12 protein-coding genes and 1 pseudogene are annotated in these 15969 nt (G+C 36.7%); 10 read left to right on the top strand and 3 right to left on the bottom strand.

Translation table 11 applies throughout. The features are described 5' to 3' along the window. Positions 1–642 (bottom strand): annotated as a pseudogene (locus B2Z27_RS12530) (hypothetical protein); the annotation flags it as partial. A 217-nt stretch (positions 643–859) separates the two neighbouring features. Between B2Z27_RS12530 and B2Z27_RS12525 the strand changes: the two are divergent. The 5 genes from B2Z27_RS12525 to B2Z27_RS12505 all read left to right on the top strand — a co-directional run bounded on the left by B2Z27_RS12525 (position 860) and on the right by B2Z27_RS12505 (position 4327). Further along, entirely contained in the window at positions 860–1546 is a 687-nt protein-coding gene (locus tag B2Z27_RS12525) for a response regulator transcription factor (protein WP_058104945.1), read from the top strand. A gap of 132 nt (positions 1547–1678) precedes the next feature. Continuing rightward, positions 1679–2617: a sensor histidine kinase gene (locus tag B2Z27_RS12520; protein ID WP_394332431.1), complete on the top strand. Its 939-nt coding sequence runs from the start codon at positions 1679–1681 to the stop codon at positions 2615–2617. Between the two features lie 52 nt (positions 2618–2669). Further along, on the top strand, positions 2670–3338 hold the full coding sequence (gene trmB, locus B2Z27_RS12515) for a tRNA (guanosine(46)-N7)-methyltransferase TrmB (protein ID WP_286813902.1): 669 nt from the start codon (positions 2670–2672) through the stop codon (positions 3336–3338). A 4-nt stretch (positions 3339–3342) separates the two neighbouring features. Continuing rightward, positions 3343–3969, top strand: coding sequence for a LysE family transporter (locus B2Z27_RS12510; RefSeq protein ID WP_286813901.1), 627 nt, complete (start codon positions 3343–3345; stop codon positions 3967–3969). Positions 3970–3982: 13 nt separating this feature from the next. Then, positions 3983–4327 carry an MGMT family protein gene (locus B2Z27_RS12505; RefSeq protein WP_058104949.1) on the top strand — a complete coding sequence of 115 codons (345 nt, stop codon included), beginning with the start codon at positions 3983–3985 and terminating at the stop codon, positions 4325–4327. A 2-nt stretch (positions 4328–4329) separates the two neighbouring features. Here the strand turns inward: B2Z27_RS12505 and B2Z27_RS12500 are convergent, their stop codons facing one another. Together B2Z27_RS12500 and B2Z27_RS12495 are read right to left on the bottom strand one after the other, a co-directional pair. Then, complete coding sequence (locus B2Z27_RS12500; RefSeq protein ID WP_074670227.1) at positions 4330–5676, bottom strand: sensor histidine kinase; 1347 nt, start codon at positions 5674–5676, stop codon at positions 4330–4332. After that, the gene (locus tag B2Z27_RS12495) at positions 5676–7040 is read right to left on the bottom strand and encodes a sigma-54-dependent transcriptional regulator (RefSeq protein WP_286813900.1); all 1365 of its coding nucleotides are present in this window, start codon (positions 7038–7040) and stop codon (positions 5676–5678) included. Before B2Z27_RS12495 ends, B2Z27_RS12500 begins: the two co-directional genes overlap by 1 nt. Positions 7041–7242: 202 nt before the next feature. Between B2Z27_RS12495 and B2Z27_RS12490 the strand changes: the two genes are divergently transcribed. The 5 genes from B2Z27_RS12490 (at position 7243) to B2Z27_RS12470 (ending at position 15862) form a co-directional block, all read left to right on the top strand. Next, positions 7243–8595 (top strand): TolC family protein, encoded by a 1353-nt coding sequence (locus B2Z27_RS12490; RefSeq protein WP_286813899.1) that lies wholly within the window; start codon positions 7243–7245, stop codon positions 8593–8595. 8 nt (positions 8596–8603) lie between these two features. Further along, complete coding sequence (locus tag B2Z27_RS12485) at positions 8604–9932, top strand: efflux RND transporter periplasmic adaptor subunit (RefSeq protein WP_339630938.1); 1329 nt, start codon at positions 8604–8606, stop codon at positions 9930–9932. A 171-nt stretch (positions 9933–10103) separates the two neighbouring features. After that, the gene (locus B2Z27_RS12480) at positions 10104–10799 is read left to right on the top strand and encodes an ABC transporter ATP-binding protein (protein ID WP_058104953.1); all 696 of its coding nucleotides are present in this window, start codon (positions 10104–10106) and stop codon (positions 10797–10799) included. Between the two features lie 147 nt (positions 10800–10946). Further along, entirely contained in the window at positions 10947–13364 is a 2418-nt protein-coding gene (locus B2Z27_RS12475) for an ABC transporter permease (protein ID WP_286813898.1), read from the top strand. A gap of 23 nt (positions 13365–13387) precedes the next feature. Further along, positions 13388–15862 carry an ABC transporter permease gene (locus tag B2Z27_RS12470; protein WP_286813897.1) on the top strand — a complete coding sequence of 825 codons (2475 nt, stop codon included), beginning with the start codon at positions 13388–13390 and terminating at the stop codon, positions 15860–15862. Positions 15863–15969 lie beyond the last annotated feature (107 nt).

Below are 15969 nucleotides of genomic sequence, written 5' to 3'. Positions count from 1 at the left end.
CGTACCAGAACCAACACCACCAAGTGTCAACCCGTTGATTTCGTTATCCTGACCTATGGTAATACCACCGTGACGGATAGAGATATATTTAAGGATACCAGAGTTGTCTGCAGGATCCGTACCACCGTACTGTCCGTAAGACTCATCAGCAGGTAAACCTTCGATCTGTGCAGTTTCAAGATCACCGTTTACAGAGATAGGAGCGTTACCTAAAACGATAATACCACCCCAAAGACCTGTATCTGCGATATCTAAAGTACCTGTAGTCTCGCCTTGTGAAATACCGTCCAATACAGAAGTAAAGATGATAGGCTCGCTAGCTGTACCTTCAGCTATTAATGTAGCGCCTTGATCTACAACAAGTGCAGAAGCAAGAGTTTCCAATCCTTCTTCACCTTTAATAATAGTACCAGCCTCAATAGTAAGGGTTACACCTTCATCAACAATAACTCTACCATCTAATATGTATATGTTTTCTGATTCCCATGTTTGATCTTCAGTTAAAACACCGGTTAAAGTAATTACTTCACCTTCTTCAACTATTGGATCGTCATCAGTTGTAGTTGGAGTGTCATCGTCGCTGCTACAAGAGGTAAGAGCAAATGACGTAATTGTCAATAGAGAGAAAATTAATTTTTTCATTTTGTCTTTTATTTTCATTAATGTTATGAGCACGTTGAATATGCTGTTTATTAAACACGGCAAAGAAAGAGATGGGTTGTAATGTTCGGGTTAGATCCATGTTAAACATTTATTTTGTTAATGTTATCTAAACGTTACTACATTAAATGAATGTTAACTACCTTATCAGTAATAGTATTATCTTTACTTTTGAGCGAATCAATCCATTTTAAAAACCATGAAAAAGAAGGATATTAGGATACTTTTAGTTGACGATGAACCAGACATCCTAGAGATTATAGGTTATAATCTATCCGCAGAAGGATACGACGTTTATACTGCTAAGAACGGTACGGACGGTGTTGCGAAGGCTAAGAAAAAACTGCCACATCTTATTATGTTAGATGTAATGATGCCAGAGATGGACGGTATAGAGGCCTGTGAAATCTTAAGAAGAACACCGGGTATGGAAAGTACCATAATAACCTTTTTGACCGCTAGGGGAGAAGATTATTCTCAAGTAGCCGGTTTTGATGCCGGGGCAGATGATTACATTACCAAACCTATTAAGCCCAAAGTTTTGGTAAGTAAGGTAAACGCACTTCTTCGAAGAATTAAAAATGAGGAGAACGTTCAAGAAGATATTACCAAGGTGGGTGATATTGTCATTAACAGGGAAGAATATAAGATCATCAAAAAAGGTAAAGAGATTATTTTGCCAAGAAAAGAATTTGAATTGTTGGCCTTGTTAACGTCTAAACCTAGTAAAGTGTTTAAACGAGAAGTCATTCTTGATAAAGTTTGGGGTAATGAAGTGGTTGTTGGTGGTAGAACAATAGACGTACATATTAGAAAGCTCCGTGAGAAAATAGGTGAAGACCATTTTAAAACCGTAAAGGGAGTAGGATATAAGTTTGTACTCTAAATGGCAGCGCCTTTACGTTCAAAAAAATCATATCGCTTTGCATTTCGATCATCGCTCTATATTGTAATAATCGGCATTTCTATATTGGCCGTATTACAATGGAGGTTTAGTACCATAAACTGGGGTATTTTGATGTTTGCGGCACTGTTTTTCTTTGTTATCTCTTTTATAACATTGCAGTTAAGGATAGAAAAATTCATTTATAAACGTATTAAGAAAATATACGATGATGTTGAATTGTTAGAGTCCAGTACCATACCCTCGTATCCTGTAACAACGGATATGAGAACCCTAACCGCAGAAATAGAAAAGTTTGCCAAGGACAAAAGAATTGAAATTGATACCTTAAAGATTCGTGAAGAATACCGTAAAGATTTTTTGGGCAATGTTTCCCACGAGCTAAAAACACCATTATTTACGGTGCAAGGTTATATAGAGACCTTGTTAGATGGTGCCATTGATGATAAGAACGTACGCAAGAAATATTTAATACGGGCAAATAAAGCAGTAGATCGTTTAATTTATATCGTAAAAGATCTAGACCTTATTACAAAGTTAGAAGTGGGGGATCTTAATCTTGAAAAACGTTCTTTTGATATTATAGATTTAATACAGAGTGTTTTTGATCTATTGGAAATGAAAGCGGCAAAGAAGAACATTACCCTTACTTTTGATATGGAATATATTGATCCCATATTTGTCTTTGCCGATAAAGAAAAGATTCAACAGGTTCTTACCAATTTGTTGGTGAATTCCATTAAATACGGCAACTTTAACGGTACTACAGAAGTGAGCGTAGAAAATCTTGTCAAGAATAAGGTTATTGTAAGGGTGACCGATAATGGAGAAGGTATACCGGCAGTACATATACCAAGACTTTTTGAACGTTTTTACAGGGTAGATCAAAGTGGTAGCCGTCGTGAAGGAGGTTCTGGCTTAGGGCTTGCCATAGTAAAACATGTTATAGAGGCACATGGCGAAAAAATCTACGTAGAAAGTGCTGTAGAGGTAGGATCTGAGTTTTCTTTTACATTAGAGAAAAGTATCGTTCAAATAGAAGAAGTACAATAATCGCTAACCCTTGCTTTTTTCTTAGATTTGCCCCAGTTTAGATGTAATCATTGTGGGAAGTAAGAATAAGTTAAAAAGATTTCAGGAAAACGAGACGTTTTCAAATGTAATTCAGCCAACCAGAGAAGAGGTGGTAGGTGGTTTTCTATTAAAGGGAAAATGGAATACACACTTTAAAAATGACAATCCTATTGTTTTGGAATTGGGTTGTGGTAAGGGTGAGTATACCGTTGGTTTGGCAAAGAAATTTCCAAACAAGAATTTTATTGGTATAGATATCAAAGGTGCCCGTTTTTGGAAAGGAGCCAAAGAAGCTATTGAAGGTGATCTACCCAATGTTTGCTTTATACGAACACAAATAGAACTGATCGATCATATTTTTGGTGCGGCCGAAGTTTCTGAAATCTGGATTACCTTTCCTGATCCGCAAATAAAATATAAGCGTACAAAGCACCGTATGACCAATGCTACATTTTTGGAGCGCTATAAACAAGTTTTAAAACCAGAAGGAACGGTTAATTTAAAGACAGATAGCGAGTTTATGCACGGGTATACTTTGGGCTTATTGCATGGTCTTGGTTTAGAGGTACTGTATGCTAACCATGATGTTTACAAAAATGAAGGCAGTCCTAAAGAGGTTTTAGAAATACAGACTTTCTATGAAAATCAGTATCTTGAAAAGGGAAAGCCTATAACCTTTGTTAGGTTCAGGGTAAACTAAATCAATGCAACAACTACCAACCTTGTTTGTTTTTACTTTTGGTGCAGCTTTTATTGCATCATTGCCACCAGGCCTGCTCAACTTAAATGCAGCCAAGACCAGTGTGGAGAAAGGTAAGGCAAATGGGATTATTTTTGGATTGGGAGTAGCACTGGCCGTAATGCTACAGACCTATATTGCTGTACGTATCGCCAAACTAATATCAAGAAATCAACATGTTATAGAGGTGTTGCTACAATTGGCATTGGGCATCTTTTTTGTATTGGCGATCGTGTTTTTTATCAAAGGGAGAAATCAGAAAAGTAAACCCTTAATGTTGGTGGAGACCAAAAAACGAAACAGTTTTTCAAAAGGGGTGTTCTTGGCACTCATTAACCTACTGGCCATACCTTATTACAGCGGACTTAATACTGTGTTTCACTCTCAGGGTATTATGACCTATGAAATTATAGATGAGGTGCTTTTTATATTGGCAACGGGTAGTGGTACCTTTTTGGCAATGTATTTATATGTTATTTATTTCAATAGATGGGAGCATAGAGCGGCTTCATTCTCTAAGAACAGTAATTATATTTTAAGCGGATTAATGGTATTGCTTTTTATCATCACTGCTTTTCGATTATTTAATTAAACGATAGGATGCCATGAAACCTGAAAATGAGAATTTCTTTGAAAGAGTATATCAGGTGGCACGGTTAATTCCTGAAGGTAGGGTAACTTCCTACGGTGCCATTGCCAAATATTTGGGTGCGGCACGTAGTGCAAGAATGGTAGGTTGGGCAATGAACGCATCTCACACTATGGATGATATACCTGCACATAGGGTCGTCAATAAGGCTGGGATATTAACCGGAAAACACCATTTTGACGGTACCAACCTTATGCAGCAATTGTTAGAGGCAGAAGGTGTTCAAATTAAAGATCTGCAAATAGTGGATTTGGATAAACATTTCTGGGATCCGTTTACTGAGCTTAAAGCAGAATTGTAATGCTATTGAAAGGTTAACGTAAACGTCGTTGTTTCATTTGATGTTACACGTATTGATCCACCATGTAAACGCATAATCTGTTTGCTTAAACTAAGCCCTATTCCGGTACCAGTACTTTTGGTCGTAAAAAATGGAACAAAAACTTCATCTAACATTTCAGGAGAAATACCAGGACCATTATCCGTAACGGTAATATATTTCTTGCCTTGTGGAGATTCACCTGCCGTGATCACTATTTTTCCTTCTTCTTGACCTTCTAACGCTTGTTGTGCATTTTTTCCCAGATTTAGGAGTATTTGGGTAAGTTGTTTTTCATCAATATACAGTTCTAGATCTTCAGGTTCTGCGATTACCTCAAGAGTGATGTCGTGTGCATTGGTATATTCTTGTAGTAGGAGGCGTACTTTTTCTAAAATTTTGGTCGCTGGTATTAGCTCCCTGTCAGGTTCAGGTACACTTAAAAAAGTACGGTAAGACTGTACAAAACTCATAAGGTCATTGCCCTGTTCTTTAATGACCTCAAGACCTTTGGCGGAATTCTTTATTTGTAGTTCTCCAAATTCTTCTGGGGTAGTCAGTTCATTTCCTTTCTTAAAGTATTTTAAAATAGATTCAGAAATAGAGGTTATTGGTGTAATGGTATTCATAATTTCATGCGTAAGTACACGTATAAGCTTTGCCCAAGAATCTGTTTCTCTGTCATCCAATTCTTTTTGTATATCATGAACTACGACTAATAGTAGTTGCTGTCCTTCAATGGAAATTGGGGTGCATTTTAACGTTAGCTCTTTTTTTCCTCGTTCATTGCCAAGTGAGTGTATGGTACTTTCAAACGGTTGTAGATTTTCAAACAAGCCATAAAGACCAGGGTCTATTTGCTTTAATTGCTTTACATGGTTTAAAGGTCTGTAATTGAGCAAATCTTGTACGGTAGGGTTGGCATAGAGAATGTGTCCTTTATCATTGACGGTAAAAATGCCTATATCCGCTTGTCGTAAAATCTCTTGGTAGTATTGTTCTTGCGCCTGTTTTTTAAGGTGAATATCTTGAATCATGTTGTTCAACATATTCAAACTATGGTTCAATTCTTCAATAGACTTTACGCTTAGTTTTTCGGGAAATCGTAGGGTAAAATCCTCATTTTTTATAGCATCAAAAAAATAGGCTATTTTTCTATTCGTCTGGTTTACGTAATGTATAAGAGCGTACACCAGTCCTATAAATACAACGGTTAAAATAACACCGAGTAAATACTGTTCTTTAGAAAAAAGAAAAGCGGTACAAAGCGCACAAATAGCAATGAGAACAATGCGAAATACAAGTTGGTAGTATATGCTTTTGCTGACCATTATTTCCCTGATTTTTTAAGTTTATTGTAAAGTGTTTGTCTGGAAATACCCAATTGGTCCGCTGCGGCACTGTAATTACCGTCATTGTCGTTAAGGGCTTTGGTTATCATCAACAATTCCATTTCTTCAAGGGTTTTTGGTCCGGCTTCCATGGCAACGGCTGGTTTTGCGTCCAATAAAAAATCAGTTGGTTTTAGTACATTTCCTTCAGATAAAATTACGGCACGTTCCATAGTATGTAGAAGTTCTCGTACGTTTCCAGGCCATGGGTAGGTTATTAGTTTTTCTTGTGCAGTTTGGTTTATTTTTAAACTTGGTTTACCATATTTGTGGGCATATTTTTTTAAAAAATAATCTGCCAGAACCAAAACGTCATTATCACGATCGCGCAATGCAGGCACCTGTACTTGAATAGTATTTATTCTATATAACAGATCTTCTCTAAAAAGTCCGTCTGCCACCATTTGCTCTAAATTACAATTGGTTGCACATACCAATCTTATATCTACAGGTATGGGTTTGTTTGATCCTACCCGTACCACCACTCTGTTTTGTATGACCGATAATAATTTGGCTTGCATCTGCAAAGAAAGATTCCCTATTTCATCTAAGAACAAAGTACCTCCATTAGCAGCTTCAAACTTACCGGCACGGTCATCTTTGGCATCTGTAAAGGAGCCTTTTACGTGGCCAAAAAGTTCGCTCTCAAATAAATTTTCGGAAATAGACCCCATATCCACAGAAATAAAAACCTCATTATTTCGGGCAGATGATTTATGAAGTTCTCTGGCTATAAGTTCCTTTCCAGTACCGTTCTCCCCGGTTACTAAAATATTTACATCGGTTTTGGCAACTTTCTGCACAAGGCTCAGTACACTATTAAGTGCTTTTGAATTACCAATGATGTAATTGGAATTCTGATTGATGACCTGCTTAAGGTTGCTTTCTTTCTGTTTTAAGTGTTGTACTTCTTTCTGTGATTTTCTAAGCTTGTAGGCAGATTTAACCGTAGTTAAAAGTCGTTCGTTGTTCCAAGGTTTCAATACAAAATCTGTTGCCCCTTCTTTAATGGCTTCTACTGCAAGCTCAACGGCACCATAAGCCGTCATCATAATAACCGATATGTGCGGAGCCTTTTTCTTAATTTCTCGCAGCCAATACAATCCTTCGTTACCGGTATTTACTCCGGCAGAAAAATTCATATCCAATAATATGATATCTATTTCCTTAAGGTTGGGAAAAGATGAAAGTAAATTAGGATTAGAAATGGTTTGTACACTTTTATATTCAAATTGTAATAGTATTTCTAATGCGCTGAGCACGCTTTTGGTATCATCTATTACAAGAATCTTGGCATCAATCATGATTACATTCTTTTTAACTCATTTAAATCTACACATAGAAGTTTGTATTTTCATATCACTGTAAAAAATTTTGACAATATCTGTACAACATTTTTACACTGATAAAATATTGTCAAATTTTATTACAAGTTAAATATCTGTAAATCAATAATTTAAAATTATGGCACGCATATAGTATAGAGAATGGCATACCAATAAAGAAATGAACAAAAAATTTAAAATAACGACACTTTTACTGCTGACCATTTGGGCATCTGTATTTGCCCAAGAAAGTTGGACATTAGATGAATGTGTTTCATATGCCTTAGCGCATAATTTACAGTTGAATGATTTTAAGTATACCAATCAATCTAATAAAGAAACCTATAGACAATCGGTTCGTAACTTGTTGCCATCGGTAAACGCATCATCTAGTTATCTTGTTAATTATGGTAGGGCAGAAGATCCTAATACGGGAACATTTGTAAATCAGGATTTCTACTCTAATAATTATTCGTTGGAGTCCTCCATTGATTTTTTTCAGGGATTTCAAAAAATAAATGCCATTAAAGCATCTAAATTGTTGTTTAAAGCAACCAAAGAAGATGTATTGCAACAAAAATATTTACTGGCATTTAGGGTAATGCAAGCGTTTTATGATATTCAGTTTTTTGAAGGATTGGTAGAAATCTCAAAAGAACAGTTAACGGTATCGCAAACCAATTACAACTTGGTAGAAAAGCAGGTAGAATTAGGCTTAAAAGCCGGTGCCGATCTTTATGAGGCAGAGTCGTTACTATTGACCGATAAATTGAACGTAACACAAAGTGCCAATCAATTGGCGACGGCAAAATTAACCTTGATCCAAGAAATGAATTTGGAGAACACCTCTGAAATTGAAATTACAAAAGAATTGCCGCAAGTGGTAACAGGTGCAATGGTTAACGAAATAAAATCTGATGCTGTTTACACCGAAGCTCGCGAGTTTTTACCATTGATAAAGGCACAGGAATTAAGAGCTAAAGCAGCAAGAAAACAGGTTGCGGTCTCCAGGGGAAGATTGTACCCGTCACTTTCTTTCTTTGCAGGAATTGGTACTGGGTATTTTGAAACTACGAGAGACACGCTTGGCAAAACCTTACCGTTTAGGCAACAATTTAGGGACAATACTTCGCAGTATATTGGAGTAAATTTAAGTGTGCCCATTAGTAACGGTTGGTCTGCACGATCACAGGTGAAGCAATCTAAAATAGAAAAGCTTCGTGCAGAGAATAATTTAAAGACACAAGAGCAAGAGTTGTTTCAAACCATTCAGCAATTAGTGCAAGATTATAATTCATTATTGGTAGAATTGGTGCAGAGCAACCAAAAAATGGAAGCGCAGAATTTAGCCTTTACCATTGCTCAAAAAAGATATGAAAAAGGACTGATAAATGCTTTAGAGCTTTTTACCGCCAAAAATTTATATGCTAGTGCACAAAATGAGAATTTACAGGTAAAATTACGTTCAGAGATCAATAAAAGCACATTGGACTTTTACCGAGGACTACCAGTATTTAATATTGAAGCCAACTAAATTTTTATTTGGAACCAGCAACCAAAAACGAACAAAGAACAACGAAGAACGAAGAACGAAGAACGAAGAACGAACAAACGATTACCATGGATATAAAATTAGAAAAGAAAAAAGGATTAAAACCAAAACACTACGGTTACATTGCTCTGGGTGTATTGCTACTATTTGTAGGTTACCAACTGTTATTTGCCAGTTCGGTATCCACATTTAGAACCGAGAAGGATAAACTATCGGTTGCTGAGGTGTCTGCAGGAAAGTTCGATGATTATATTACCATTAACGGTAACGTTGCGCCTATTGCAACTATTTATATGGATGCCTATGAAGGTGGTCGTGTAAGCGAAAAGTTAATAGAAGAAGGTGCTATGGTCAAAAAAGGCGATATCATCTTAAAGCTGGAAAACATGAATCTGTACGAACAGATTTTGGCGAGTGAAAGTAACCTGGCATTAAAGCAAAACGATTTAAGATCCACAAAATTGAATTTCGATTCTAGACAAGTAGAAGGTAGAAAGTCATTGGCAACGGCAAGTACAGATCTGCAGCGGTTAAAGAGAAATTACGAACAGAACAAAGCGTTGTTCGATGAGGAATTAATATCTAGGGAAGCCTATCAACTATCAAAAGAAAACTATGAACTTTCTCAAAAGCAGCATGAAATTGTAAAGCTACAGACCGAGCAGGATGATGAGTTACGCGAAACTTCATTAAGAGGTCTGGATACAGATTTGGCACGTATGCAAAAAACATTGGGTATGGTGTACCAAAGGCTGGATCATTTAAATGTACGGGCTCCTGCAGATGGTCAATTAGGATTTTTAGATGCTGAAATTGGTCAAAGTATTGCCCAAGGGCAGCGTATTGGGCAAATCAACGTGTTAACAGATTATAAAATAGAGGCAGATATAGACGAGCATTATATTGATCGTGTAAAAAGAGACCTTACTGCGGTTTTAGAGCGTAATGGCGCAGAATTTCCATTGCGTTTACGCAAAGTATATCCAGAAGTTAGAAATGGTAGGTTCAAGGTAGATTTGGTATTTACCGATAATAAACCAGAGACCATACGTTCAGGACAGAGCTACAATATTAAATTACAATTGGGAGAATCTAACGATGCGCTTTTATTACCAAAAGGAAGCTTTTTTCAGAGTACCGGCGGTCAATGGATATTTGTACTAAACCCAGATGGAGGAGAAGCCATAAAAAGAAATATAAGAATAGGAAAACAGAATTCTAGATACTATGAGGTATTGGAAGGCTTGGAACCAGGGGAAAAAGTAATTACCAGTAACTACGATAACTTCGGGGAAGCGGAAAGAATTGTCTTAAAATAGCTTCGGCTAAGTTTAAATTGAGCGTAGTCGAAATTCTCAGCTACCTTAAGTGTTTGGTTTCGAACCCTGAGCGTAGTCGAAGGGTAGAAAGGAAGAAAGAATTGTCTTAAAATAAAAACTGTCACATCAGAGAATTTTCGATGTCATTATAATAATCAAAAACAAAGGAAAATGATCACCATTACAAACCTAAAAAAGAGTTTTAGAACAGAAGAAGTAGAAACCTTGGCATTGAACAGTGTCAACCTAAAAGTAGAAGATGGCGAGTTTGTTGCCATTATGGGACCATCTGGTTGTGGTAAGTCTACATTATTGAACATCATTGGTATGCTGGATAACCCTACCGAGGGTAGCTACAATTTTGCAGGTAATGAAGTGGGTGGCTTAAAGGAGAGCGAGCGTACCCAATTGCGTAAGGGTAATTTAGGTTTTGTATTTCAGAGCTTTAATTTAATAGATGAGCTTACCGTTTTTGAAAACGTAGAGCTACCATTGATCTATTTAAAAATGGGAAAGGCAGAACGTAAGGAGAAAGTAATGAAAGTGCTTGAGCGAATGAAAATAGCACATAGGGAAAAACATTTTCCGCAGCAATTATCAGGTGGTCAGCAGCAACGTGTGGCAATATCAAGAGCGGTGGTTACCAATCCGAAATTAATACTTGCCGATGAGCCAACGGGGAACTTGGATTCTAAAAACGGAATTGAGGTAATGAACTTGTTGACAGAATTAAACCAAGAAGGAACCACAATAGTAATGGTAACACACTCGGACAGAGACTCACATTACGCGCATAGAGTTGTAAATCTATTCGACGGTCAAATCGTAACTGAAAGTCAGAATAGGGCTATAGGTGCCATGATGTAGGGGAGTTTATTCATCAATCAATCATTAATTCTGTTCACTGAACAGAGCCGAAGTGAAGATTACTAATTGACCAACAAACCAAACCAACCAAACTTATCCCTTAATCACGGATAATAATTTAATCATCGATCAATAAAAACGAGAGCCATGTTCAGAAACCATCTTAAAATAGCCTGGAGAAGTATTAAGAAGGATACGCTATTTGCCACCATTAAAATTGGTGGCTTTGCTGTTGGTATAGCGGCTTGTCTTTTAATAGCCTTGTTCATTCACAATGAAGTGGGTTATGATCAGCACTATACCAAAAAAGATCAGTTATATAGGGTAGTGTTAGAAGGCATGTACAAAGGTGAAGTCATGAAAAGCACTCACTTTCAATTACCCTTTGCAGAAGCCTTGCAAAACGATTTTCCAGAAATAAAAAAGGCAGGGAAAATAAATACAATTGAAATTTTTGGGGCAGGTAAACGCGGTATTCGCTTAGCTGGGGCAGCTCAAAATAACTTGGAAACCGGCTTTGTGCTTGCGGATCAAGAAGCATTTGAACTTTTGGAGGTGAAGTTGCAACAAGGTAATCCTAAAACCGCATTGGCAAATCCAAAAAGTATTGTCATATCGGAAACCAAAGCGGCAAAGTATTTTAATGGGGATAAAATTTTGGGCGAAACCATCATTTTAGATAATGATGAGAGTACTCCGTATACGGTAACCGGGGTCATGGAAGATGCTCCAAAAAACTCACATCTAGCCTATGACTTTCTTCTACCAATAGAAGATACCAATGCAAACTGGACCAACCAGAATTACTTTACCTATGTGTTGGTAGATGACCATACGAACGTGCGGGAATTGGAACAAAAAATGGTTTCTATTGTTGAAGACTATATTATACCTGCACAGCGCGAACGAGGGCGTGCTCCAGACTTTATTGAGGTGCTTAGAACCATGAAGTACAAACTACAGCCCATAACCGATATTCATCTGTATTCGGATATTAAAATGTCAGACGGACTTAAACATGGCGATATTCGTTTTGTTTGGCTTTTTGCCGCTGTAGCCGGTTTTGTGCTATTATTGGCGGTAATCAACTTTATTAATCTTTCTACCGCAAAGTCTGCCAATAGGGCTAAAGAAGTTGGCTTAAGAAAAACCATTGGTGCTTTTAAAAGCAATTTGATAACGCAATTTTTGACCGAATCTATGATGTTTAGTTTTGTGTCTTTTCTTCTAGGCGTGCTATTGGCATGGGCATTACTGCCAACATTTAACAACATGGCATCTAAAACTATAGAAATGCCTTGGTCTGCTTGGTGGTTTGTTCCGGTAATAATAGTTGCTGCTCTTTTGGTAGGTGCTTTGGCGGGCTTATATCCGGCATTTTATTTGTCGGCATTTAAACCGGTAAATGTTTTAAAGGGAAGTCTTAGTATTGGCAGTAAAAGTGGCAAATTAAGGAGCGGACTCGTTATTTTTCAATTTACCACATCGGTAGTGCTGATCATTGCCACTTTGATTATTTACAAACAAATGGACTTTATTCTTCAAAAAGAATTGGGGTATGATAAGGAACAGGTTATTGTTCTAGAAGGTACGGGAATCTTAGGGGAAAGTGCTGAAAATTTTAAAGAACAACTACTTCAATTGCCACAAGTGAAATCGGCTACCATTTCTAATTATTTGCCGGTAGATGGTGGTAGTAGAAACGGTAATACATTTAGAAGGGAAGATGAAGGAAATGAAGGTAGAGGTATACCTGCCCAAATCTGGAGAGTAGATTATGATTACATTAAAACGCTTGGTATTACGGTTAAAACAGGAAGAGATTTTTCTAAGCAATTTGCGTCTGATGCTTTGAACTCAATTATTATAAACGCCAATATGCAACGTGAATTGGGCTTGGAAAACGCTATTGGCAAAGAACTAAACAATAACGGTCAACAGTTTAAGGTCATAGGTGTAATAGATGATTTTCATTTTAAGTCCTTAAAAGAAGATATTTCTTCGCTATCGCTCGTAATCGGTAAGGATTTAGGGTCTATATCGCTAAAGTTGGAAAAAGGAAATGTGAATGAAGCCTTGGCTTCAATTACTTCGGTTTGGGATAAAAATGTGCCCAGTCAGTCCATTAATTATAGTTTTTTAGATCAAGAGTTCAGCCATATGCATGATGATGTGGAACGTATGGGTAAAATATTCAACAGTTTTGCCCTGTTCGCCATTTTAGTTGCTTGTTTAGGCTTGTTTGCACTATCTGCCTTTATGGTAGAACAACGTAAAAAAGAGATCAGCATCCGCTTGGTTTTAGGGGCTCCGTTTAAAAGCATCTATAAATTGCTTACCGTAGATTTTATGAAACTGATTATAATTTCTATCGCCATTGCCATACCTGTAGGGTGGTATTTAATGAGCCGTTGGTTAGAGGATTTTGCCTACCACATCACTATTGGTTGGGGCATATTCTTTATCGCAGGATTCATTGCATTGACCATAGCTATTTTGACCATAAGCTATCAATCTATAGGCGCTGCGCTGATAGAGCCTTTAAAAAGCTTGCGTAAGGAATAATTCATCATCAAAAAACAAAAATCATGTTCAAGATCTATTTAAAAATCGCCTTTAGAAATGCATTTAGATATAAGGGCAATAGTATCATTAATATAGCTGGACTTGCAATTGGTTTAACCTGTGTTATTTTGATAGCCCTTTTTATAAACGATGAATTAAGCTATGATCGTTTTTTTAATGATGCGGACCAAGTGTATAGGGTCAATTTAAATGGTAAAATGGGCGATGATGAGTTCTATGCGGGTTATACACCTCCGCCAGCAGGTGAGACTTTGGTTGCCAATTTTCCTGAAATTGAAAGTTATACTCGTATATACAGACCCGGGGTTGATGTTCTTGAATATTCCAATGGTTCTGAAAAACAAATCTTCAACGAAGAAAACGTATTTGCGGTAGATGCCAATTTTTTAGAGGTTTTAAGCTATCCTATGTTAAAGGGTGATCCCATAAAAAGTTTGCAAGAAGGGAACAGTGTAGTTATAACCAATAGTATTGCAGAGAAATATTTTGGAGATGCAGATCCGCTTGGTAAAATTCTTTTTTATGGAAAGGAAAGAACACCGTTGAAGGTTACGGGTGTTTTAGAAGATATGGACAATCTACAAACCTCTGTAGAATTTGATATACTAGTTCCTGTTTCAAATTTTTCAAATGTAAAACGATTTAATTGGAGTTGGGTATGGTTACAAATGGCTACTTATGTGAAATTGACTGAAAAAGCGGCGGAAAACCCAGAAGTGATTAATCATTTAGAATCACAGTTTCCAGAATTGATTAGGTTACATGCAGCAAATGCTTTTGACAGAATAGGGCAGCCTTATGAAGAGTTTTTGGAAAATGGGAACAAATGGGATTTACACTTGCAGGCACTAACCGATATTCATCTACATTCTAATGATATTGAATCTGCAATTACTGAACAGAACAGTGTTAAGAATTTATACATTTTTGCAATAATTGCGTTTTTTATTATAATACTGGCCTCGGTTAATTTTGTCAATTTAGCTACAGCGCAGGCCTCTAAGAGAAGTAAGGAAATTGGTATTAGAAAAGTGCTGGGTTCTCCCAGAATTCAACTTATAAAACAGTTTTTGGCGGAAGCCATTTTTTATACCGTAGTATCCACGTTTTTAGCTGTAGCGTTGGTATGGGTGTTTTTGCCGTTATTTAATCAGTTAGCTGGTAAAACCATTAATTTCAATTCTATATATGATAATGGTATTTGGTTATTTATTATTTGCCTTAGTTTATTTACCGCTCTTCTGGCGGGCATTTATCCAGCGTTTTATCTAACTTCTTTTAAAGCGGCAAATATTTTAAAAGGGGTTTCTAAAGTAGCTAACAGTAAAGACGGTATTATTAGAAACGGATTAGTGATTTTTCAATTTACCGTTGCCATAATCATGATTATAGCAACTAGTGTTGTGTATCTGCAATTGAACTATACACAAAACCGTGATTTAGGTTATGATAAAGAAAACTTGCTTGTAATTCGTAATGCAGAAAAATTGGACGGTCGCGAAAAAACCTTTAGATCGGAACTAGAGGCGCTATCAGAAGTAAAAAATGCCGCCGTTTCTTCGGGTATGCTTACCAGAGGTAGTTTTGGTGATTTTTACTTTCCAGAAGCATCTAATTCTGACGAAAAGGTCGCTAAGGATATTATATTACAATCTTACCTGGTTGACGAACATTTTATGAAGACCCTAGATTTGAAGTTAATAAAAGGTAGAGCGTTTGATAATAACTTCAATGATTCGTTGTCAGTTGTGATCAATGAAGCAGCAGCAAAGCAAATAGGATGGGAAAACCCTATTGGAAGAATGATTCAGTATCCTGGCGGTAAAATGGAATTATACAAAGTGGTGGGAGTTTTAAAGGACTTTAATTTAGAATCGTTGCATAGTCATATTACACCATTCGCATTGTTTTCGAATACCTCAGAGAGTTATGAAACTGGCGTTTCCTACATCACTTTAAAGGTGGGTTCGGAAAATATTGGAAAATTGATGTCTTCTATAGAAAAGAAATGGAATGACTATCAACCAAATGTGCCTTTTGAATATTCTTTTTTGGATGATGATTTAAATACAGCATATATATCAGACCAAAGACAGGCAAATTTGTTTGGGGTGTTTTCTTTCTTGACCATATTTATTGCCTGTATGGGGTTATTGGGGTTAATAGCGTTCATAGCCCAACAGAAAACAAAAGAAATTGGGATTAGGAAAGTTTTGGGTGCAAGCATTAGTGAAATTGTACAGATGCTTGCTCGCGATTTTGTGATGGTAATTGTAATAGCCATGTTGATAGCGACACCGGTTGCATGGTATTTTATGAATAAATGGCTGCAAGATTTCGCCTATAAAATAGAAATACCTTGGTGGGTGTTTATATTATCTGGTAGTATAGCGTTAGTTATTGCAATGATAACGATGGGGTTTCAAGCGATAAAAGCGGCACTTGTAAATCCTATAAAGAGTTTACGAACGGAATAAAATCAGCTGTAAATATATTGGACATAATCTGTCTAAATATTTGACACCTAGGTTTTTGTGGGTTTACATAAATAATTGAAAATCAATATTTTGTATTCTTGGCATAG

It is taken from the genome of Maribacter sp. UBA3344 (assembly GCF_002362375.1).
Taxonomy (GTDB): Bacteria; Bacteroidota; Bacteroidia; order Flavobacteriales; family Flavobacteriaceae; genus Maribacter; species Maribacter dokdonensis.
Note: the sequence above shows the minus strand (reverse complement) of the source record. Positions and strands in the feature narration are given on the sequence as shown.

Excerpts from the sequence above, each read along its gene's own strand:
- B2Z27_RS12525 (WP_058104945.1), top strand. The coding sequence starts at position 860 with ATGAAAAAGAAGGATATTAGGATACTTTTAGTTGACGATGAACCAGAC.
- B2Z27_RS12520 (WP_394332431.1), top strand. The coding sequence starts at position 1,679 with ATGTTTGCGGCACTGTTTTTCTTTGTTATCTCTTTTATAACATTGCAG.
- B2Z27_RS12510 (WP_286813901.1), top strand. The coding sequence starts at position 3,343 with ATGCAACAACTACCAACCTTGTTTGTTTTTACTTTTGGTGCAGCTTTT.
- B2Z27_RS12505 (WP_058104949.1), top strand. The coding sequence starts at position 3,983 with ATGAAACCTGAAAATGAGAATTTCTTTGAAAGAGTATATCAGGTGGCA.
- B2Z27_RS12500 (WP_074670227.1), bottom strand. The coding sequence starts at position 5,676 with ATGGTCAGCAAAAGCATATACTACCAACTTGTATTTCGCATTGTTCTC.
- B2Z27_RS12495 (WP_286813900.1), bottom strand. The coding sequence starts at position 7,040 with ATGATTGATGCCAAGATTCTTGTAATAGATGATACCAAAAGCGTGCTC.
- B2Z27_RS12490 (WP_286813899.1), top strand. The coding sequence starts at position 7,243 with ATGAACAAAAAATTTAAAATAACGACACTTTTACTGCTGACCATTTGG.
- B2Z27_RS12480 (WP_058104953.1), top strand. The coding sequence starts at position 10,104 with ATGATCACCATTACAAACCTAAAAAAGAGTTTTAGAACAGAAGAAGTA.
- B2Z27_RS12475 (WP_286813898.1), top strand. The coding sequence starts at position 10,947 with ATGTTCAGAAACCATCTTAAAATAGCCTGGAGAAGTATTAAGAAGGAT.
- B2Z27_RS12470 (WP_286813897.1), top strand. The coding sequence starts at position 13,388 with ATGTTCAAGATCTATTTAAAAATCGCCTTTAGAAATGCATTTAGATAT.